The organism is Maritimibacter sp. UBA3975, from assembly GCF_002384975.1.
GTDB lineage: Bacteria > Pseudomonadota > Alphaproteobacteria > Rhodobacterales > Rhodobacteraceae > Maritimibacter.
Map to the genome: position 1 here is coordinate 1 of NZ_DGCP01000012.1, position 17,284 is coordinate 17,284.

At 62.3% G+C, this 17,284-nt stretch carries 27 protein-coding genes; 24 read left to right on the top strand and 3 right to left on the bottom strand.

Annotated elements, in window-relative coordinates; genetic code table 11:
• From rplD to rplP, 7 genes are all read left to right on the top strand, one after another.
• Window positions 1–611, top strand: a 611-nt coding sequence (rplD, locus tag B2585_RS13735; RefSeq protein WP_292024068.1) for a 50S ribosomal protein L4, incomplete at its 5' end; no start/stop codon positions are given.
• On the top strand, window positions 608–904 hold the full coding sequence (locus tag B2585_RS13740; protein ID WP_009812392.1) for a 50S ribosomal protein L23: 297 nt from the start codon (window positions 608–610) through the stop codon (window positions 902–904). The genes rplD and B2585_RS13740, both read left to right, overlap by 4 nt.
• Window positions 905–1,234: 330 nt before the next feature.
• Window positions 1,235–2,077 (top strand): 50S ribosomal protein L2, encoded by an 843-nt coding sequence (gene rplB / locus B2585_RS13745; protein ID WP_009812391.1) that lies wholly within the window; start codon window positions 1,235–1,237, stop codon window positions 2,075–2,077.
• A 3-nt stretch (window positions 2,078–2,080) separates the two neighbouring features.
• On the top strand, window positions 2,081–2,359 hold the full coding sequence (gene rpsS / locus B2585_RS13750) for a 30S ribosomal protein S19 (protein ID WP_292024077.1): 279 nt from the start codon (window positions 2,081–2,083) through the stop codon (window positions 2,357–2,359).
• A gap of 3 nt (window positions 2,360–2,362) precedes the next feature.
• Window positions 2,363–2,743: a 50S ribosomal protein L22 gene (gene rplV / locus B2585_RS13755; RefSeq protein ID WP_292024079.1), complete on the top strand. Its 381-nt coding sequence runs from the start codon at window positions 2,363–2,365 to the stop codon at window positions 2,741–2,743.
• On the top strand, window positions 2,743–3,453 hold the full coding sequence (gene rpsC / locus B2585_RS13760; RefSeq protein WP_292024080.1) for a 30S ribosomal protein S3: 711 nt from the start codon (window positions 2,743–2,745) through the stop codon (window positions 3,451–3,453). Before rplV ends, rpsC begins: the two co-directional genes overlap by 1 nt.
• Window positions 3,454–3,465: 12 nt before the next feature.
• The gene (gene rplP, locus B2585_RS13765; RefSeq protein ID WP_292024083.1) at window positions 3,466–3,879 is read left to right on the top strand and encodes a 50S ribosomal protein L16; all 414 of its coding nucleotides are present in this window, start codon (window positions 3,466–3,468) and stop codon (window positions 3,877–3,879) included.
• A 262-nt stretch (window positions 3,880–4,141) separates the two neighbouring features.
• Here the strand turns inward: rplP and B2585_RS13770 are convergent, their stop codons facing one another.
• Window positions 4,142–4,765: a TIGR02466 family protein gene (locus B2585_RS13770; RefSeq protein ID WP_292024086.1), complete on the bottom strand. Its 624-nt coding sequence runs from the start codon at window positions 4,763–4,765 to the stop codon at window positions 4,142–4,144.
• 104 nt (window positions 4,766–4,869) lie between these two features.
• On the opposite strand from B2585_RS13770, the gene B2585_RS13775 reads away from it, so the two are divergent.
• The gene (locus tag B2585_RS13775) at window positions 4,870–5,556 is read left to right on the top strand and encodes a cyclic nucleotide-binding domain-containing protein (RefSeq protein ID WP_292024089.1); all 687 of its coding nucleotides are present in this window, start codon (window positions 4,870–4,872) and stop codon (window positions 5,554–5,556) included.
• Window positions 5,557–5,593: 37 nt separating this feature from the next.
• Here B2585_RS13775 and B2585_RS13780 read toward each other — a convergent pair whose 3' ends face one another.
• Window positions 5,594–6,556 carry a hypothetical protein gene (locus B2585_RS13780; RefSeq protein ID WP_292024092.1) on the bottom strand — a complete coding sequence of 321 codons (963 nt, stop codon included), beginning with the start codon at window positions 6,554–6,556 and terminating at the stop codon, window positions 5,594–5,596.
• Between the two features lie 280 nt (window positions 6,557–6,836).
• On the opposite strand from B2585_RS13780, the gene rpmC reads away from it, so the two are divergent.
• The 11 genes from rpmC to rpmD all read left to right on the top strand — a co-directional run bounded on the left by rpmC (window position 6,837) and on the right by rpmD (window position 11,178).
• Window positions 6,837–7,043, top strand: coding sequence for a 50S ribosomal protein L29 (rpmC, locus tag B2585_RS13785; RefSeq protein ID WP_292024093.1), 207 nt, complete (start codon window positions 6,837–6,839; stop codon window positions 7,041–7,043).
• 15 nt (window positions 7,044–7,058) lie between these two features.
• Complete coding sequence (gene rpsQ / locus B2585_RS13790; RefSeq protein ID WP_292024095.1) at window positions 7,059–7,289, top strand: 30S ribosomal protein S17; 231 nt, start codon at window positions 7,059–7,061, stop codon at window positions 7,287–7,289.
• 79 nt (window positions 7,290–7,368) lie between these two features.
• The gene (rplN, locus tag B2585_RS13795) at window positions 7,369–7,737 is read left to right on the top strand and encodes a 50S ribosomal protein L14 (RefSeq protein WP_005621870.1); all 369 of its coding nucleotides are present in this window, start codon (window positions 7,369–7,371) and stop codon (window positions 7,735–7,737) included.
• On the top strand, window positions 7,737–8,042 hold the full coding sequence (gene rplX, locus B2585_RS13800; protein ID WP_292024255.1) for a 50S ribosomal protein L24: 306 nt from the start codon (window positions 7,737–7,739) through the stop codon (window positions 8,040–8,042). Before rplN ends, rplX begins: the two co-directional genes overlap by 1 nt.
• Window positions 8,042–8,605 carry a 50S ribosomal protein L5 gene (gene rplE / locus B2585_RS13805; protein ID WP_292024257.1) on the top strand — a complete coding sequence of 188 codons (564 nt, stop codon included), beginning with the start codon at window positions 8,042–8,044 and terminating at the stop codon, window positions 8,603–8,605. The genes rplX and rplE overlap by 1 nt, the downstream gene beginning before the upstream one ends.
• A 17-nt stretch (window positions 8,606–8,622) precedes the next feature.
• Window positions 8,623–8,928 (top strand): 30S ribosomal protein S14, encoded by a 306-nt coding sequence (gene rpsN / locus B2585_RS13810; protein ID WP_292024259.1) that lies wholly within the window; start codon window positions 8,623–8,625, stop codon window positions 8,926–8,928.
• Between the two features lie 12 nt (window positions 8,929–8,940).
• Window positions 8,941–9,333 carry a 30S ribosomal protein S8 gene (rpsH, locus tag B2585_RS13815; protein WP_292024263.1) on the top strand — a complete coding sequence of 131 codons (393 nt, stop codon included), beginning with the start codon at window positions 8,941–8,943 and terminating at the stop codon, window positions 9,331–9,333.
• A gap of 11 nt (window positions 9,334–9,344) precedes the next feature.
• A complete protein-coding gene (gene rplF / locus B2585_RS13820) occupies window positions 9,345–9,878 on the top strand; it encodes a 50S ribosomal protein L6 (protein WP_292024265.1) in 534 nt (177 codons plus the stop codon).
• Window positions 9,879–9,889: 11 nt separating this feature from the next.
• Complete coding sequence (rplR, locus tag B2585_RS13825; protein WP_292024267.1) at window positions 9,890–10,249, top strand: 50S ribosomal protein L18; 360 nt, start codon at window positions 9,890–9,892, stop codon at window positions 10,247–10,249.
• A 156-nt stretch (window positions 10,250–10,405) separates the two neighbouring features.
• The gene (gene rpsE / locus B2585_RS13830; protein ID WP_292024269.1) at window positions 10,406–10,984 is read left to right on the top strand and encodes a 30S ribosomal protein S5; all 579 of its coding nucleotides are present in this window, start codon (window positions 10,406–10,408) and stop codon (window positions 10,982–10,984) included.
• 5 nt (window positions 10,985–10,989) lie between these two features.
• Window positions 10,990–11,178: a 50S ribosomal protein L30 gene (rpmD, locus tag B2585_RS13835; RefSeq protein WP_292024271.1), complete on the top strand. Its 189-nt coding sequence runs from the start codon at window positions 10,990–10,992 to the stop codon at window positions 11,176–11,178.
• Window positions 11,179–11,288: 110 nt separating this feature from the next.
• Here the strand turns inward: rpmD and B2585_RS13840 are convergent, their stop codons facing one another.
• On the bottom strand, window positions 11,289–11,867 hold the full coding sequence (locus B2585_RS13840) for a hypothetical protein (RefSeq protein WP_292024273.1): 579 nt from the start codon (window positions 11,865–11,867) through the stop codon (window positions 11,289–11,291).
• Window positions 11,868–12,212: 345 nt separating this feature from the next.
• Here B2585_RS13840 and B2585_RS13845 point away from each other — a divergent pair, with 345 nt between their 5' ends.
• The 5 genes from B2585_RS13845 to B2585_RS13865 all read left to right on the top strand — a co-directional run bounded on the left by B2585_RS13845 (window position 12,213) and on the right by B2585_RS13865 (window position 17,267).
• Window positions 12,213–13,001 (top strand): MBL fold metallo-hydrolase, encoded by a 789-nt coding sequence (locus B2585_RS13845; RefSeq protein WP_292024275.1) that lies wholly within the window; start codon window positions 12,213–12,215, stop codon window positions 12,999–13,001.
• A 436-nt stretch (window positions 13,002–13,437) separates the two neighbouring features.
• A complete protein-coding gene (locus B2585_RS13850; RefSeq protein WP_292024277.1) occupies window positions 13,438–14,553 on the top strand; it encodes a Hint domain-containing protein in 1,116 nt (371 codons plus the stop codon).
• Window positions 14,554–14,751: 198 nt separating this feature from the next.
• Complete coding sequence (gene rplO, locus B2585_RS13855) at window positions 14,752–15,213, top strand: 50S ribosomal protein L15 (protein ID WP_292024279.1); 462 nt, start codon at window positions 14,752–14,754, stop codon at window positions 15,211–15,213.
• 105 nt (window positions 15,214–15,318) lie between these two features.
• Window positions 15,319–16,695: a preprotein translocase subunit SecY gene (gene secY, locus B2585_RS13860; protein WP_292024280.1), complete on the top strand. Its 1,377-nt coding sequence runs from the start codon at window positions 15,319–15,321 to the stop codon at window positions 16,693–16,695.
• Complete coding sequence (locus B2585_RS13865; RefSeq protein WP_292024282.1) at window positions 16,692–17,267, top strand: adenylate kinase; 576 nt, start codon at window positions 16,692–16,694, stop codon at window positions 17,265–17,267. Before secY ends, B2585_RS13865 begins: the two co-directional genes overlap by 4 nt.
• Window positions 17,268–17,284 lie beyond the last annotated feature (17 nt).

Consider the following 17,284-nt stretch of genomic DNA (forward strand, 5'->3'; position numbering starts at 1 on the left):
TCGACGTGATCAAACTGGACGGCGGCAAAGCCGGCTCGGTCGATCTGGGCGAAGACATCTTCGGCCTGGAACCGCGTGCCGACATCCTGCACCGTGTGGTCCGCTGGCAGCGTAACAAAGCGCAGCAAGGCACCCACAAGGTCAAGACGCGGTCGGAAACCAGCTACTCGACCAAGAAGATCTACCGCCAGAAGGGCACCGGTGGCGCACGCCATGGTGACCGGAACGCGCCGATCTTCCGCAAAGGTGGTATCTACAAGGGCCCGACGCCGCGCAGCCATGCGCATGATCTGCCCAAGAAGGTCCGCATGCTGGGTCTCAAGCACGCGCTGAGCGCCAAGGTCAAAGCTGGCGAGCTGGTCATCATCGAGGCAGCGGATTCCGCTGGCAAAACCTCGGCTCTGGCCAAGCAAGTCAAGGATCTGGGTTGGAAACGCGCCCTGATCATCGACGGTGCCGAAGTGAACGCAGAGTTCGCCAAGGCCGCGCGCAACATCGAAGGTCTCGATGTGCTGCCGTCGATGGGCGCAAATGTCTATGACATCCTCAAGCGTGACACGCTCGTGCTCACCAAAGCGGGTGTCGAAGCACTGGAGGCTCGTCTGAAATGAGCGCGAAAGCAGAACATTACGACGTGATCCGCAAGCCGATCATCACCGAGAAGGCCACCATGGCCTCGGAAAACGGTGCGGTTGTGTTTGAAGTGGACATCGACAGCTCGAAGCCGCAGATCAAAGAGGCCGTTGAGGCGCTCTTTGGTGTCAAGGTCAAGGCCGTCAACACCACGATCGCAAAAGGCAAGACCAAGCGTTTCAAGGGGCAACCCGGCAAGCGCAAGGACATCAAGAAAGCCTATGTGACGCTCGAAGAGGGCAACACGATCGACGTCTCCACCGGCCTCTGATCGGCCCGGAGTGACATCTTAGGCCCCGGCTGTGCAAACGGCCGGGGCCTTTCTGTTTCGCCCTTCGCGTGTCCGGATCTGACGGCGCGGGGCCTTGGGTGGGGCAGGGGCTGAGGCAGGGGGCCGATTTATTGGGCAAGTCCCTTGACCTTGGGGGCGGTGTCGCCTAAACGAGCCCATCGGCAAAGCCCCGGATTCGTCCGGGGCTGTGCGTTTGTTCGCAAGAGCATCTAACCGGGCACCTACGGGGGCCTATAGACCAGGCCACCTTCGGGGGGCTGTAAACATAGGCAGGCAAGACCTGCCGTTAGCTAACGGAAGACAGAAAGCATGGCACTCAAGTCGTATAAGCCAACGACGCCGGGCCAGCGCGGGCTGGTGCTGATCGACCGTTCGGAGCTGTGGAAAGGACGCCCCGTCAAAGCCCTCACCGAGGGTCTGACGAAATCGGGTGGCCGGAACAACACCGGACGTATCACATCGCGTCGTCGCGGTGGTGGGGCGAAACGCCTCTACCGGATCGTAGACTTCAAACGGAATAAATTCGACGTGGCGGCAACCGTCGAGCGGATCGAATATGACCCGAACCGGACCGCCTTTATCGCGCTGGTGAAATATGAGGACGGCGAACAAGCCTATATCCTCGCACCTCAGCGTCTGGCCGTGGGCGACAAAGTGTACGCCGGCGCCAAGGTCGACATCAAGCCGGGCAACGCAATGCCGTTCTCGGGCATGCCGATCGGTACCATCGTTCACAACATCGAACTGAAACCCGGCAAGGGCGGCCAGATCGCACGCGCCGCGGGCACCTATGCCCAGTTCGTTGGTCGTGATGGTGGCTACGCTCAGATCCGTCTGAGCTCGGGCGAGCTTCGCATGGTGCGTCAGGAATGCATGGCCACCGTCGGTGCCGTGTCGAACCCCGACAACTCGAACCAGAACTACGGTAAAGCCGGTCGTATGCGCCACAAGGGCATCCGTCCGAGCGTCCGTGGTGTCGTCATGAACCCGATCGACCACCCCCATGGTGGTGGTGAGGGCCGTACCTCGGGTGGTCGTCACCCGGTGACGCCCTGGGGTAAGCCGACCAAGGGTGCCCGCACCCGCAACAAGAACAAGGCGTCGCAGAAGCTGATCATCCGCTCGCGTCACGCCAAGAAGAAGGGCCGGTAAGTTATGGCACGTGCTGTATGGAAAGGGCCTTTTGTCGACTCTTACGTCCTCAAGAAGGCTGAGAAGGCGCGCGAAAGCGGCCGCAATGAAGTCATCAAGATCTGGTCGCGCCGTTCGACGATCCTGCCCCAGTTCGTGGGCCTGACGTTTGGCGTTTACAACGGGCAGAAGCATATCCCCGTGAACGTGACCGAAGACATGATCGGCCAGAAGTTCGGTGAGTATTCGCCGACGCGGACCTACTACGGTCACGCAGCCGACAAAAAAGCGAAGCGGAAATAAGTCATGGGCAAGGAAAAGAACCCCCGCCGCGTGGCCGAGAACGAAGCAATGGCGAAAACCCGCATGCTTCGCACCAGCCCGCAGAAACTGAACCTCGTGGCCGCCATGATCCGCGGCAAGAAGGTGGACAAGGCTCTGTCCGATCTCACCTTCTCGAAAAAGCGGATCGCGATGGATGTGAAGAAATGCCTTCAGTCCGCGATCGCGAATGCCGAGAACAACCACAACCTCGACGTCGACGAACTCGTCGTTGCGGAAGCGTTCGTCGGCAAGAACCTTGTCATGAAGCGCGGTCGTCCGCGTGCCCGTGGCCGGTTCGGCGCGATCAAGAAGCCGTTTTCGGAACTCACCATCAAGGTGCGTCAAGTTGAGGAGCAAGCCTAATGGGTCAGAAAGTCAATCCGATCGGCATGCGCCTCCAGGTCAACCGCACCTGGGACAGCCGCTGGTACGCCGATACCGCGGAATACGGTGATCTTCTTCTCGAAGACATCCGCATCCGCGAATTCATCAAGGAAGAATGCAAGCAGGCCGGCGTCAGCCGTGTGATCATCGAGCGTCCGCACAAGAAGTGCCGCGTCACGATCCACACCGCCCGTCCGGGTGTCATCATCGGCAAGAAAGGCGCGGACATCGAAGTGCTCCGCAAGAAGATCGCCAAGATGACCGACAGCGAGCTTCACCTGAACATCGTCGAAGTCCGCAAGCCCGAGCTGGACGCGCAACTGGTGGCCGAGTCCATCGCGCAGCAGCTCGAGCGTCGTGTGTCGTTCCGCCGTGCCATGAAGCGCGCGGCCCAGAACTCCATGCGTATGGGCGCCCTCGGTATCCGTGTGAACTGTGCCGGCCGTCTCGGCGGCGCGGAAATCGCCCGGACCGAATGGCTTCGCGAAGGTCGTGTGCCCCTGCACACCCTGCGCGCCGACATCGACTACGCCCTGGCCGAAGCCAAGACGCCTTACGGCATCATCGGCATCAAGGTGTGGATCTTCAAAGGTGAGATCCTGGAGCACGATCCGGCAGCGCGTGATCGGAAGCAACAGGAACTCCAGGACGGCCCGGCCCCTCGTGGTGCCATGGGCGGTCGTCGCTAAGGAGGATTAGACATGCTGCAACCGAAGCGCACGAAGTTCCGCAAGATGCACAAGGGCCGGATCAAGGGCGAGGCCAAAGGTGGCTCCGACCTCAACTTCGGCACCTACGGCCTCAAGGCACTTGAACCGGAGCGCATCACTGCGCGCCAGATCGAAGCCGCCCGTCGGGCCATGACGCGTCACATGAAGCGTCAGGGCCGTGTCTGGATCCGTATCTTCCCGGACGTCCCCGTGTCGGCCAAGCCGATCGAGGTCCGGATGGGTAAAGGTAAGGGGTCCGTCGACCGCTGGGCCGCCAAGGTCAAGCCGGGCCGCGTGATGTTCGAGATCGACGGCGTCAACGACGACATCGCCCGCGAAGCCCTGCGCCTCGCCGCGATGAAGCTGCCGATCAAGACCCGCACCGTGGTCCGCGAGGACTGGTAAGGGCGGTGGGTTAATACCCACCCTACTACGAAATCGAGAAGCCCCCGGCGTGAGAGCGTCGGGGGTTTTTCGTTCTGGACACCTTGTGGACGAAGCGCCTTCGCCCGAACAGCACCGCAGGTGCCGGGCGAGCGCCTGCCCGTCCGGCGGGCTGGCGCTTTTGTCACCCTCGCACGACGGGTCGAACTCTTCCGGGAGTGTCAAAGATCAAGTGGCGACCACGCAGGTCAGAAGCGCCACCCCACGGGCAGGCGCGCGCCCGTCACCCCTCCCACTTGTAATTGAAGCTCACTGAAATCCGCTCTTCCTCGGCCATGTTCATCGGCACCTCGTGGCGCAGCCATGACTCCCACAGCAGCACGTCGCCAACCGCCGGCGCGACGTAGACGAAGGTTCGCAGGTCCTCCCGCGCCGACTTGCGGCGGGGCGGGGCGGCCATCATGCGGGCCGAGCGGGGGTCTTCCAGCTTGAGCGCGGATGTCCCCTCGGGCATCGCCACATAGGTCGTCCCCGAGATCACCGAGTGGGGGTGCAGGTGGGAGCTGTGCGTGCCGCCCTCGGGCAGGATGTTGATCCACAGATCCTCCAGCACCAGCTTGCCCTCGCCCAGATCGAACTCCAGGTCTTCGGCAAAGGCCGCCACATGCTTGTCCAGCGCCTTCTCCACCGCCGCGAAGGTGGGCGAGCGCCATGGCAGGTCGGTGAGCGACGCGTAGGAGGTGTAGCCCGGATATCCCTCGGCCTCGCACCAGTCCTGCCCGGCCTGGTCGTCCTCATAGATGGCCCAGCAGGCCGCCTCCAACTCCTCGGGCGACACCTCGGCACCCGATTCGGCGAGGCGGGCGCGGTAGAGGCGGGTGACGAAGAGGGAGGTGATGTCGGCCATGTCGGGCTCCGGTCAGATGCGTTTTCCTTTGAATACGCCCTGTGGCTTGGGTAGCAATAGCGCGTGTTTCCATTCTGCATTGCAGCGACGACTGACCGCATCCCATGGACCTGACATTTCTGACCGACGGCTTCTTCGGCCATCTCTCCTATATCCTGCTGATCGTGTCCTCGCTCATGCGGCGGATGTTCTGGCTTCGGCTGTTCGTCATGGGCTCGGCCATCGCCGGGATCGTGTTCGACTGGTTCATGATCGGCAACGTGGTCGGCGCGTTCTGGCAGGCGCTCCTTGTGATCGTGAACGTGGTGCAGATCGTGCTCCTGTGGTCGCGCGACCGCCGCGCGAAATTCACCGAGGAGGAACGGATGATGATCGCCGACTGGCTCACCGCCGGTACGCCGGGCGCGCGGCGTCTGCTCCTCGACATGGGGCGGCAGGAGACGCTGGAACCGGGCGAGGTTTTGACGGAGGAGGGGGTGCGTCCCCGGTTTCTCACCTACCTCATCAGCGGTGCCGCGACGGTGACGGCGGCCGGGGCTGACGTGGCCCGCATCGCGCCGGGGCATTTCGTGGGGGAGATGTCGCTTATGGGTGACGGGCTCGCCAGCGCCACGGTGCAGGTGTCCGACACCGCCCGCGTCTGGCAGATCGAGCGCAACAAGCTCGACCGGATGAAGGTAAACCAGCCGGAGCTTTACGGGCTGATCGAGGCGGGCACGGCGCTCAACCTGCGCGCCAAGGTGCTGCACGGAAACCGCGACGCGGCCTCCCGCAGCGCGCCCGCCGCCTGACACCTTGCCGTTGTGCTTCCGCGCGGGAATGGCGGGGTTACGCCACCACCAGCGTCACGTCGTCCAGTTCGATCCCCGAACTGCCAAGCCGGATGGAGGTCGTGAACTCGGGATGCTCGCTTCCGGCATTGAACGTGATCTGGAGCGTGCTTCCATCGACGATCTGCGCCGATTTCAGGTCAAGACTGTCGTCCGTTTCGTTGACGATCGTGATCGAAAGCGTGTCCTCGCCCGGCGTGAAGTCCTTTACGCCAAGGTGCGTCGCGGCTTCCGCGTCAGGCTCGTCGATGAACTCGGGATCGGCGAACCCTGAATAGTGATAGCTCAGGTCGAAGGTGTCCTTGCCTTCGCCCCCCTCGACGTTGACGCCGCCGTAGAAATAGCGGGACTCGATGAAACCGGACTGTGCGACAATGGTGTCGTCGCCCGCGCCGCCGTCCGCTGCGCCGCCGTAATCCGGGGTGCCGTCGCGCACATCGAGGTTGATGACGTCGTTGCCTTCCCCGCCATAGCCGAAATTCCCGGCGGCGAGGTTGATGGTGTCGTCCCCGTCCTCGCCATGCGCCGAGCTGAAGCTGCTGTGCTTGTCGAGCGAGATCGTGTCGTCGCCCTCGCCGCCGAAAACGTCGACAGAGCGCATGGAATCGACCGTGGCGACGTCGTCGCCTTCTTCGAGGAAAACCTCCTCTGTCGCCGACTCCGGATCGGTTTCCGCGTCGGGCACCAGCATGTCCTCACCAGCCGACCCGTAGAGGACTTCCTCCTCGTTCAGGGTGAGCATTACACCGGCCGTGTCGGTCGCGTCCGGCGTGTCGTCAGGATCAGGCGCGTCGACATCGCCCGTCTCGTCCTGCTCCTCGTCCGGGGGCGACCCGGAGGAGGCATCGGTCTGCCCGCCATCCTCGGTCTGCTCCTCCTCGGGGTCGCTGGCGAAGTCCAGCCCGACGATCGCGGCCAGCATGCCGAACCCGATCAGCAACATCATCAGTCCTGCAAGCATCACTCTACCCCGGCGTTATTGAACCCATTGATACAATCGTTTCAGGCTAGTCGCCGGGGCTGACCCGGGCAACCCGGCAATAAGGCGGTGGGATCACGCGTATTCCCCGGGAAAACCCGTGAAAAAGCTGACAGAAACCCTTGCTGCACCGGCAGCGTGCGTCTATAGAGCCCCATCACACGAGTCCCGTGCGCGGGATTCGTGCGTTTTGCATGAACCACCGGGTTGCGAGTTACCCCACAAGCGGGCGCTCACCGGTGTTGTTGGAAAGGAAGAGGCGATGAACGCCAGCGAACTGAGAGACAAGAGCGCCGATCAGCTGAAAGATCAGCTGGGCGACCTCAAGAAAGAGGCCTTCAACCTGCGCTTTCAGCAGGCCACCGGGCAGCTCGAGAACACTTCCCGTATGCGTCAGGTCCGCCGCGATGCCGCACGGGTCAAAACCATTCTGAATGAAAAGGCTGCCGCCGCAGCCGCCGAAGCGTAAGGGAGGCCAGAACAGATGCCCAAACGTATCCTGCAAGGCACCGTTACCTCGGACCAGAACGCCCAGACCGTGACCGTGCTCGTCGAGCGCCGTTTCACGCACCCCGTTCTGAAAAAGACAATTCGTAAGTCCAAGAAGTACCGGGCTCACGACGAGAACAACCAGTACAAGGTTGGTGACGCGGTCCGCATTCAGGAATGCGCGCCGAAGTCCAAAACGAAACGCTGGGAAGTCATCACCGCTTAACGGCGGCTGGCATTCCAGTTCGATCGAAACCATGGGGCTTTGACGCCAGAGGCCAGCCCCACAGGTCAGGAGAAACCCTATGATCCAGATGCAGACCAATCTGGATGTCGCTGACAACTCCGGCGCTCGCCGGGTGCAGTGCATCAAGGTCCTGGGTGGTTCCAAGCGTAAGTACGCTTCGGTGGGCGACATCATCGTCGTCTCCGTCAAGGAAGCCATCCCGCGCGGCCGCGTAAAGAAAGGTGACGTCCGCAAGGCCGTCGTCGTGCGCACCGCCAAAGAAGTCCGTCGCGAAGACGGCACCGCGATCCGCTTTGATCGCAACGCGGCCGTCATCCTCAACAACAACAACGAGCCGGTCGGCACCCGTATCTTCGGGCCGGTGGTTCGTGAGCTTCGCGCGAAGAACTTCATGAAGATCATCTCGCTCGCTCCGGAGGTGCTGTGATGGCTGCGAAACTGAAAAAAGGCGACAAGGTCGTCGTGCTTGCCGGCAAGGACAAGGGCCAGACGGGGGAAATCTCCTCGGTTTCTCCGAAAACCGGCAAGGCTGTCGTTGATGGCGTGAACATGTCCATCCGTCACACCCGCCAGAGCCAGGAAAATCAGGGCGGCCGCCTTCCAAAGGCGATGCCGATCGACCTGTCGAACCTGGCGCTTCTCGATGCAAACGGCAAAGCGACCCGCGTCGGCTTCCGCGAGGAAGACGGCAAGAAGGTCCGTTTCGCCAAAACCACTGGGGACGTGATCTGATGCTTGACGCTGAAAACTACACCCCGCGCCTGCGCACGGTCTTCCGCGAAACGATCAAGCCCGCTCTGAAAGAAGAGTTCGGCTACAAGAACGACATGCAGATCCCGCGTCTGGACAAGATCGTTCTGAACATCGGCTGCGGTGCCGAGGCCGTTCGCGACTCCAAGAAAGCCAAGTCGGCGCAGGAAGATCTCACCAAGATCTCCGGCCAGAAGGCGCTCATCACCAAGGCGAAGAAATCCATCGCCGGTTTCCGTGTCCGTGAGGACATGCCGCTCGGTGCGAAAGTCACCCTGCGCGGCGACCGGATGTATGAATTCCTCGACCGCCTGATCACGATCGCTATGCCCCGCATCCGCGACTTCCGCGGCGTGCCCGGCACGTCGTTCGACGGTCGCGGCAACTACGCGATGGGCATGAAAGAGCACATCGTGTTCCCCGAGATCGAGTTCGACAAGGTCGACGAAGTCTGGGGCCTCGACATCGTGATCACCACCACCGCGAAGACTGACGCGGAAGCAAAGAGCCTGTTGAAGCACTTCAACATGCCCTTCAACAGCTGATCCTTGGAGATCGAGTAATGGCTAAGAAATCCATGATCGCGCGTGAAGCCAAGCGTCAGAAGCTGGTGGAAAAGTACGCTGACAAGCGTGCCGCGCTGAAAGAAATCATCAACGACGAGTCCAAGCCGATGGAGGATCGCTTCCGCGCTTCCCTGAAGCTGGCGAAGTTGCCCCGCAACTCATCGCCGACCCGTCTTCACAATCGTTGCCAGCTGACTGGCCGTCCGCATGCGTATTACCGCAAGCTGAAGGTCAGCCGGATCGCGCTGCGGGATCTCGGGTCGAATGGCCAGATCCCCGGCCTGGTTAAATCGAGCTGGTAAGGAGAGACGACGATGAACGATCCTATCGGCGATATGCTCACCCGTATCCGCAACGCGCAGATGCGCGGCAAATCCACCGTCTCGACGCCGGCTTCCAAGCTGCGCGCCTGGGTGCTGGACGTGCTGGCGGACGAAGGCTACATCCGCGGCTACGAAGGCGGGACTGACGCGAACGGTCACCCCACCCTTGAAATCAGCCTCAAATACTTCGATGGCACCCCCGTCATTCGTGAGCTGCAGCGGGTCTCGACCCCCGGCCGCCGCGTCTACATGGGCGCCAAGGAGATCCCGCAGGTCCGTCAGGGCCTCGGTGTCTCGATTGTCTCCACGCCCAAGGGCGTCATGTCCGATGCAGCAGCACGCAGCCAGAATGTTGGCGGCGAAGTGCTCTGCACGGTATTCTAAGGAGGTCTGGAATGTCTCGTATTGGTAAACGGCCGGTCGAGCTCCCCTCGGGCGTTTCGGCGTCCCTGTCGGGCCAGACCGTGGAAGTGAAGGGCCCCAAGGGCACCCGCAGCTTCACCGCCACCGACGATGTCACGATTTCGATCGATGACAACGTCCTGTCGGTTGAGCCGCGCGGCAAGTCCAAGCGCGCCCGTCAGCAGTGGGGCATGTCCCGCACGATGGTGGCCAACATGGTCCAGGGCGTGTCGGAAGGCTTCAAGAAAGAGCTGGAAATCTCGGGCGTCGGCTACCGGGCTCAGATGCAGGGCAACACCCTGAAGCTGAACCTGGGCTACAGCCACGAAGTCGATTTCGAAGTGCCGGAAGGGGTGACCATCACCTCGCCCAAGCAGACCGAGATCGTCGTCGAAGGCTCCGATCAGCAGCTCGTCGGCCAGGTCGCGGCAAACATCCGCGAATGGCGTGCTCCCGAGCCCTACAAGGGCAAGGGGATCAAGTACAAGGACGAGTATATCTTCCGCAAGGAAGGCAAGAAGAAGTAAGGAACGCGAAAATGGCAAACAGCAAACGAGACCTGTTCTTGAAGCGCCGCCTGCGCGTTCGGAACAAGCAGCGGAAAGTCAACGCCGGCAAGATGCGTCTGTCGGTGCACCGCTCGAACAAGAACATCAGCGTCCAGCTGATCGACGACATTCAGGGCGTGACCCTGGCCTCGGCCTCCTCGCTCGAGAAGGACCTGGGCCTCGTCGGCAAGAACAACGTGGAGGCCGCCTCCAAGGTGGGCGCCGCGATTGCGGAACGCGCTAAGAAAGCCGGTGTGGAAGAGTGCTACTTCGACCGTGGCGGCTTCCTCTTTCATGGCAAGGTGAAGGCTCTGGCCGACGCCGCGCGTGAAGGCGGTCTGAAGTTCTGATCGGACACGGCGGGGTGCGCCCCGCCGACCAAGACTTTGCGAGGGGCGGCGCGCTCGCCCCTCCGATGATCCGGGAGCGACCCGCTCACCAAGGATCGAGCCAAACCGGCGCCTGTCTCGCAACACGGGGCGCGCCACCTGAAAAAGGAATGCCTTATGGCAGAACGTGACAATCGCCGGAACAATCGTCGCGACCGCGACGAAACGCCGGAATTCGCCGATCGCCTCGTCGCGATCAACCGTGTGTCCAAGACCGTGAAGGGTGGTAAGCGCTTTGGCTTCGCAGCCCTCGTCGTCGTGGGCGACCAGAAAGGCCGCGTCGGCTTCGGCAAGGGCAAGGCCAAAGAGGTGCCCGAGGCGATCCGCAAGGCCACCGAAAGCGCCAAGCGCAACATGCTCCGCGTGCCGCTGCGTGAGGGCCGGACCCTGCACCACGACATCGACGGGCGCCACGGCGCCGGCCGCGTCGTCATGCGCACCGCCCCGCAAGGTACCGGGATCATCGCTGGTGGTCCGATGCGTGCCGTGTTCGAAATGCTGGGTGTTCAGGACGTCGTCGCCAAGTCGATCGGCTCCCAGAATCCCTACAACATGATCCGCGCCACGCTGAACGGCCTGACCAAGCAGCAGAGCCCGCGCTCTGTCGCCCAGCGTCGTGGCAAGAAAGTCGCCGACATCCTGCCGGGCCGCGACGAGGCCCCGGCCGAGTCGAGCCAGGTTGCTGAGGAGGCCTGAGACACATGGCAAAAACCATCGTCGTAAAGCAGATCGGCTCCCCGATCCGCCGCCCGGAAAAACAGCGCAAGACGCTGATCGGCCTGGGCCTGAACAAGATGCACAAAACCCGCGAACTGGAGGACACCCCCTCCGTGCGTGGCATGGTCAACTCCATCCCGCACCTCGTGGAAATCGTGGAAGAGCGCGGCTAAGCCCGCGTCGCCGGGCTGAAGCCCGGCCTACAACGCCCAAGTAGGGCGGGCTTCAGCCCGCCACGCTTGACAGAAAGAGCACCCCGGTCAGAAATGGCCGGGGTGTTTTTTTATGGAAATAGAAACTGCCTGAGCTTCGCATCAAGCGCTTCGGAAGCCCATTGTATCGACCGCATCGGAACGTTTTCGTTCAGCCCAAATGCAGAAATTACCAGATGTTGGTCGAAACCGGTCTTGAGGTAACGAAACTTGCTTCCATCGTGGGCGTGACGCTCGCTAAGCCATTGAATTTGAGAATTTAGCTCTGGAAGTGACGACCCAATAGTATGGTTGTCAAAACATCCGAACTCAGTCAGGACGGCAGGATCTGATGTGCCCAAACGAGTACTCAATCGCAATCGGTATTCATCACGAGCAGTTCTCAGGAAACCATTCCACCTATTGCGTACAATCCCTTGTAGGTCGTCGATAGTGAAGTCCTGCCCTGAAAGTTTCCTACCATCCGCGTAGAGCCTAGAAATATCATGTTCGTACGCTTCTACTTCCTCCGGCGTCTTTCCCTGAACGATGAGCGCCGCTTTTAGTTGGAGTTCGAAGGCATGCGCCAAAAGTGCGAAGGCCGGGGCGTCGTAGGTCAGTTTCAGTTCATTTGAACGAATTCCGGATATGACGTGCTGCGCCGTATCCAAGTAGCTTCTCCCGAAATTCATAAGGCCAGTGGCAGCAGTTCGGTACAATTTCATTTTGGAGATATCGTTTCCACGATAGACTCTTTCAACGCTTCACTGCCGCAAATAGCAACTTGCTTGCGGTCTTTTTTGGGCCCGACCAATCTTGGCGGTACGCTTAAACGGGGCCGTGCCTCTCGGAACGATCCTGACGACCGGCCCGGATGTTGCCAGTCTCCTCCCTCCCTCGGGACGGACACGACCCCCGCCCTCACCCCATCGTGATCCCCCACCTCTCCCACAAGTGAACCCTACGTCACCTCGCGCGTAGTACCCTCAGAACCACGCGAAACAGGGAGAGACACAATGAAAACGACACGCCGCACGTTCCTCGTCACCGCCGCTGCTGGCGCCGGGGCCGCGACGATCCTGCCCTATGCGGGCCTCGCCGCCGCGCATAGCTCCAACATGTTCGAAACCGACGCGGGCGAGATCACGGTCCACCCCGTCTCCCACGCCTCCTTCGTGATGGAGACGCCCAAGGGTGTGATCTATGTCGATCCGGTCGGCGCGGCGGACGACTACGCCGATTTCCCGGCCCCCGACCTGATCCTCGTCACCCATGAGCACGGCGACCACTACAACGCCGAGGTTCTGACGGCGCTCGTCGGCCCCGAGACGGCCCTGGTCACCAACCCGGCCGTGAACGGCATGCTGCCCACCGAAATCTCGGACGGCGCCGTGTCGATGGCCAACGGTGACAGCATGGACTGGGATGGGCTCACCATCGACGCGATCCCGGCTTACAACACGACCGAAGAGCGCAAGAACTTCCACCCTGAGGGCCGCGATAACGGCTATGTCCTCAGCTTCGACGGCTTCCGGGTCTATGTCTCCGGCGACACCGAGGACATCCCCGAGATGCGGGCGCTCGAAAACATCGACCTCGCCTTCATCTGCATGAACCTGCCCTTCACGATGGACGCCGAAGCCGCTGCGAGCGCGGTGCAGGAGTTCGGGCCGACCTACGTCTATCCCTATCACTACAGGGGTCGCGATGGTGGCACGCAGGACCCGGCTGAATTTGCCGAGATGGCCGGCGACGCCACCGAGGTCAAGATGGGCGACTGGTACGCCGAGGGCGAGCTGGGCTGAGCCTTCGCGACCAACGACACGACAGAAAGCGGGGCCAGTCAGCGGCCCCGCTTTTCTGTAAGCCGCCCGATTCGCGAATGTACCGCTCCGGACACGGTTGTTACCCCGACCGTCAGGTTTTCCTGACCTGACATGCCCCAGTCCTGCCACATGTCCCCGGCAATTGGACAAACCTGGGAAACGATCACCACAGCCGCACCGCAATTGGCGCATATCCTTCACCGATGCCCCGATCGCGCCATGTTCTCCGGCCTTGTTAACCCTCTGACTCAACACGGTTAACGCGCGCCACGCGCCAGAGCCGCCCCCGAATCCGGGCGATCCGGCCACAAACGGCGCCAAGCAGCGCCACCGGCGCGGCCTTACCCTCAATTCTGGTGCGAAACCTCCCCGATCCCATCTCAATTCCGGGCGAAAATCGGAGCAGGAGGTCAGGATGCCGTTTCTCGCGATCTACAGCATTAGCGATACGACCCATTCGGGGCCGAACCCTTGGCCGCCGGGCGCGAACTCGAATCCGTCGTCTGCCGGGAACACCATCATCACGCTCAACCCCGGTGCCGGGTTTCAGGTCGTCGAAGTCACCGACCTCGACACGACACTGGACGACGATCCGACCTTCGACGACAGCTCGTCCGAGCAGTACCTGACCAATCCGACGACCATAAACGGCACGAATTACCCGGCCGGTCAGACGATCGAGAACGAATACGCCTATGTCATCCGGCCCGTCGGGTCTTCAGACCCGGCCGACAACATCACGATCTATGTGCTTGACGAAGGCGGCGCGACGCCCAGCATCGGGTTCGTGTCCTCGCAGGAACTGGTCGCGGGACAGAACTACCAGGTCGTCGGCACCTCGACCGACGAACCATCCACGCCTTACACCGAGATTTTCGCCTGTTTCGGCCCGGGCACGCTGATCGAGACCCCCGAAGGCCCGCGCCGGGTGGATGACCTACGCCCCGGCGACAAGGTCGTCACGCTCGACGATGGCGCCCAGCCGATCCTCTGGATCGGGTCGCGGGAGGTTCAGCTCGAAGGGGTTCTGAATGCGCAGACCCCGCTCAATTTCCCCAAGGACAGCCTCGCGCCCGGATACCCGACGACGGATCTGGTCCTGTCCCCTCTGCACCGGGTCCTGGTTTCGTCGCACAAGAACGATCATGTGACCGGCGGTGAGGAAGTCTTCGCCCCGGCGCGTGCGCTCGCGAAGCGCCCCGGCGTGCGCTACATGCGCGGGCGCAGCTCGATCACCTATTTCTCGATCCTGCTGCCGCGCCACGCGGTCCTCTTCGCCAATGGCGTGCCGAGCGAGAGCTTCTATCCCTCGCCCTACAGCCTCTCCATCCTCAAACCGTCCGAACGGCTCGCGATTCTGGCGCATGTGCCACACTTGTCTGCCGATGTGGCACACAGCTATGGCCCGCTCGCGCGTCCCGACCTGACCGCGCCTCAGGGCCGGCGGCTCAAGCGCAAGCGCCCGATCTACGAAGGACCGCTGTTCGGGGCCTGGGCGGCGCAGCAGGCAGGGTTGTCGGTTACGAGCTAGCCGGCGAACAAGGCGTCATCCGACATTCGGCCCCAACGCACGCGTCATCGCGCCCAAACGCCGTGTCACAAGGCTTGTGTCGCGGCCCGCACAACGCTATACGCGCCCGGTGTTCCCGCTGGGAGCACGACTCACACATCGATAACGCCGCGTTTGCCCAGATCGCTTCGGGGGCAATTCCGGCTAAGGAGAAGCGACATGAAACTCAATGAACTCCGGGACAATCCCGGCGCCACCAAGAAACGTATGCGCGTTGGCCGCGGCCCCGGTTCGGGCAAAGGCAAGACCGCAGGCCGTGGTATCAAGGGTCAGAAATCCCGTTCGGGTGTGGCCATCAACGGCTACGAAGGCGGCCAGATGCCCCTCTACCAGCGTCTTCCCAAGCGCGGCTTCAACAAGCCGAACCGCAAGAAGTTCGCTGTTGTGAACCTCGGCATCATCCAGAAATTCATCGACGCCAAGAAGCTCTCGGGCGACATCACCGAGGATGCACTGGTCGAGGCCGGCGTCGTGCGCCGCAAGCTCGACGGTGTTCGTGTGCTCGCGAAGGGTGACTTTTCGGCCAAGGCCAACATCACCGTGACCGGCGCCTCCAAGTCGGCTGTCGAAGCGGTCGAAAAGGCCGGCGGCAAGCTCACGACGGCGGCTGCGGTAGAGTAACGCTTGTTCATCGCCCGCGGGCGACTTAGATAAGCGCAGGGATTTCCAAGAGCGCCGCCGGAGCCGGGAAACGGTCCGGCGGCGTTTCCACGAACAGGGGGCCTTATGGCATCTGCAGCGGAACAAATGGCGTCGAACCTCTCGTGGGGCGCGCTGGGCAAGGCGACAGACCTTCGCAATCGTATCTTCTACACCCTCGGGCTTCTGATCATCTATCGGATCGGGACGTATATTCCGGTTCCGGGGATCGACGCAGGCGCGCTGCGTGATTTCATGGAGCAGGCGGCCTCCGGCATCGGCGGCATCCTGTCGATGTTCACCGGCGGGGCGCTGGGGCGCATGGGCGTCTTCGCCCTTGGCATCATGCCCTACATCTCGGCCTCGATCATCGTGCAGCTTCTGGCCTCCATGTGGGAGCCTCTGAAGCAGCTCAAGAAAGAGGGCGAGGCGGGCCGCAAGAAGATCAACCAGTACACGCGCTACGGCACCGTGGCGCTGGCCACCGGGCAGGCCTTCGCGCTCGCCAACAGCCTTCAGGCGGGCGACCTCGTGTCCACGCCGGGGCCGTTCTTCGTGGCCTCTGCGGTCGTGACGCTGGTGGGCGGCACGATGTTCCTGATGTGGCTCGGTGAACAGATCACCGCGCGCGGCATCGGCAACGGCATCTCGCTCATCATCTTCGTGGGCATCGTGGCCGAGCTTCCGGCCGCCTTCGCGCAGTTCTTCAGCCAGGGCCGCTCGGGCGCCGTGAGCCCGGCCGTCATCATCGGCGTGATCATCATGGTCATGGCCGTGATCGCCTTCGTCGTGTTCATGGAACGCGCGCTGCGCAAGATCCACATCCAGTATCCGCGCCGTCAGGTCGGGATGAAGATGTATGACGGCGGCTCGTCGCACCTGCCGATCAAGGTGAACCCGGCGGGCGTCATCCCGGCGATCTTCGCCTCGGCGTTGCTGCTGCTGCCCACGACGCTCCAGACGTTCAGCACGAACGGCTCGACCGGGCCGGTCATGTCGACGATCCTTGCCTACTTCGGTCCGGGTCAGCCGCTCTACCTGCTGTTCTTCGCGGTCATGATCATCTTCTTCACCTTCTTCTACACCAAGGAAGTGGCGTTCAAGACGGACGACGTGGCCGACAACCTGAAGAACCAGAACGGCTTCGTGCCGGGCATCCGCCCGGGCAAGCGGACCGCCGAATACCTCGACTACGTGGTGACGCGCATCCTGGTGCTCGGCTCGCTCTACCTTGCGGCCGTCGCGCTCCTGCCCGAGATCCTGCGCGCCCAGCTGTCGGTGCCGTTCTACTTCGGCGGGACGTCGATCCTCATCATCGTGTCCGTCACAATGGACACCATCCAGCAGGTCCAGAGCCACCTGCTCGCACATCAGTACGAAGGGCTCATCGAGAAATCGCAGCTTCGCGGGAAACGTGGAGGCGGAGCAGCGAAAAAGGGACGGAAGGGACCAGCCAGACGATGAATATCATTCTTCTTGGACCGCCTGGTGCAGGGAAGGGCACTCAGGCGAAAAAGCTCGTGGACGAACGCAACATGATCCAGCTCTCGACGGGCGACATGCTGCGCGAAGCGCGCTCCTCGGGCACCGAGATGGGCAACAAGGTCGCTGCGATCATGGACGCGGGCGAGCTGGTCACGGACGAGATCGTGATTGGCCTGATCGCGGAGAAGCTCGAAGGCGACCACGCCGGCGGCTTCATCTTCGACGGGTTCCCGCGCACGCTGGGTCAGGCCGATGCGCTTGGCAAACTGCTGGCGGACAAGGGCGCGACGCTCGACGCCGTGATCGAGATGCAGGTTGACGACGACACGCTGGTCGAGCGGGTCGTGAACCGGGCGAAAGAAGCGGAAGCCGCCGGACAGCCGGTGCGCGCCGACGACAACGCCGAAAGCATGCGCACGCGACTCATGGAGTACTACAAGAAGACTTCGCCGCTGATCGGCTACTACTACGCCAAGGGCGACCTGAAGTCCGTCGACGGCCTCGCCTCGATCGACGAGGTGGGCGCCGCGATCAAGGCCATCCTCGGCTGACCGCACCCGGACCGGCG

Excerpts from the sequence above, each read along its gene's own strand:
- rplF (WP_292024265.1), top strand. The coding sequence starts at position 9,345 with ATGTCTCGTATTGGTAAACGGCCGGTCGAGCTCCCCTCGGGCGTTTCG.
- B2585_RS13845 (WP_292024275.1), top strand. The coding sequence starts at position 12,213 with ATGAAAACGACACGCCGCACGTTCCTCGTCACCGCCGCTGCTGGCGCC.
- rpsQ (WP_292024095.1), top strand. The coding sequence starts at position 7,059 with ATGCCCAAACGTATCCTGCAAGGCACCGTTACCTCGGACCAGAACGCC.
- rplO (WP_292024279.1), top strand. The coding sequence starts at position 14,752 with ATGAAACTCAATGAACTCCGGGACAATCCCGGCGCCACCAAGAAACGT.
- rplB (WP_009812391.1), top strand. The coding sequence starts at position 1,235 with ATGGCACTCAAGTCGTATAAGCCAACGACGCCGGGCCAGCGCGGGCTG.
- rplP (WP_292024083.1), top strand. The coding sequence starts at position 3,466 with ATGCTGCAACCGAAGCGCACGAAGTTCCGCAAGATGCACAAGGGCCGG.
- secY (WP_292024280.1), top strand. The coding sequence starts at position 15,319 with ATGGCATCTGCAGCGGAACAAATGGCGTCGAACCTCTCGTGGGGCGCG.
- rpmD (WP_292024271.1), top strand. The coding sequence starts at position 10,990 with ATGGCAAAAACCATCGTCGTAAAGCAGATCGGCTCCCCGATCCGCCGC.
- B2585_RS13780 (WP_292024092.1), bottom strand. The coding sequence starts at position 6,556 with ATGCTTGCAGGACTGATGATGTTGCTGATCGGGTTCGGCATGCTGGCC.
- rpmC (WP_292024093.1), top strand. The coding sequence starts at position 6,837 with ATGAACGCCAGCGAACTGAGAGACAAGAGCGCCGATCAGCTGAAAGAT.
- B2585_RS13770 (WP_292024086.1), bottom strand. The coding sequence starts at position 4,765 with ATGGCCGACATCACCTCCCTCTTCGTCACCCGCCTCTACCGCGCCCGC.
- rpsH (WP_292024263.1), top strand. The coding sequence starts at position 8,941 with ATGAACGATCCTATCGGCGATATGCTCACCCGTATCCGCAACGCGCAG.
- B2585_RS13775 (WP_292024089.1), top strand. The coding sequence starts at position 4,870 with ATGGACCTGACATTTCTGACCGACGGCTTCTTCGGCCATCTCTCCTAT.
- rplV (WP_292024079.1), top strand. The coding sequence starts at position 2,363 with ATGGGCAAGGAAAAGAACCCCCGCCGCGTGGCCGAGAACGAAGCAATG.
- rplE (WP_292024257.1), top strand. The coding sequence starts at position 8,042 with ATGCTTGACGCTGAAAACTACACCCCGCGCCTGCGCACGGTCTTCCGC.
- rplX (WP_292024255.1), top strand. The coding sequence starts at position 7,737 with ATGGCTGCGAAACTGAAAAAAGGCGACAAGGTCGTCGTGCTTGCCGGC.
- rplN (WP_005621870.1), top strand. The coding sequence starts at position 7,369 with ATGATCCAGATGCAGACCAATCTGGATGTCGCTGACAACTCCGGCGCT.
- rpsN (WP_292024259.1), top strand. The coding sequence starts at position 8,623 with ATGGCTAAGAAATCCATGATCGCGCGTGAAGCCAAGCGTCAGAAGCTG.
- B2585_RS13740 (WP_009812392.1), top strand. The coding sequence starts at position 608 with ATGAGCGCGAAAGCAGAACATTACGACGTGATCCGCAAGCCGATCATC.
- rplR (WP_292024267.1), top strand. The coding sequence starts at position 9,890 with ATGGCAAACAGCAAACGAGACCTGTTCTTGAAGCGCCGCCTGCGCGTT.
- rpsS (WP_292024077.1), top strand. The coding sequence starts at position 2,081 with ATGGCACGTGCTGTATGGAAAGGGCCTTTTGTCGACTCTTACGTCCTC.
- rpsC (WP_292024080.1), top strand. The coding sequence starts at position 2,743 with ATGGGTCAGAAAGTCAATCCGATCGGCATGCGCCTCCAGGTCAACCGC.
- B2585_RS13850 (WP_292024277.1), top strand. The coding sequence starts at position 13,438 with ATGCCGTTTCTCGCGATCTACAGCATTAGCGATACGACCCATTCGGGG.
- B2585_RS13865 (WP_292024282.1), top strand. The coding sequence starts at position 16,692 with ATGAATATCATTCTTCTTGGACCGCCTGGTGCAGGGAAGGGCACTCAG.
- rpsE (WP_292024269.1), top strand. The coding sequence starts at position 10,406 with ATGGCAGAACGTGACAATCGCCGGAACAATCGTCGCGACCGCGACGAA.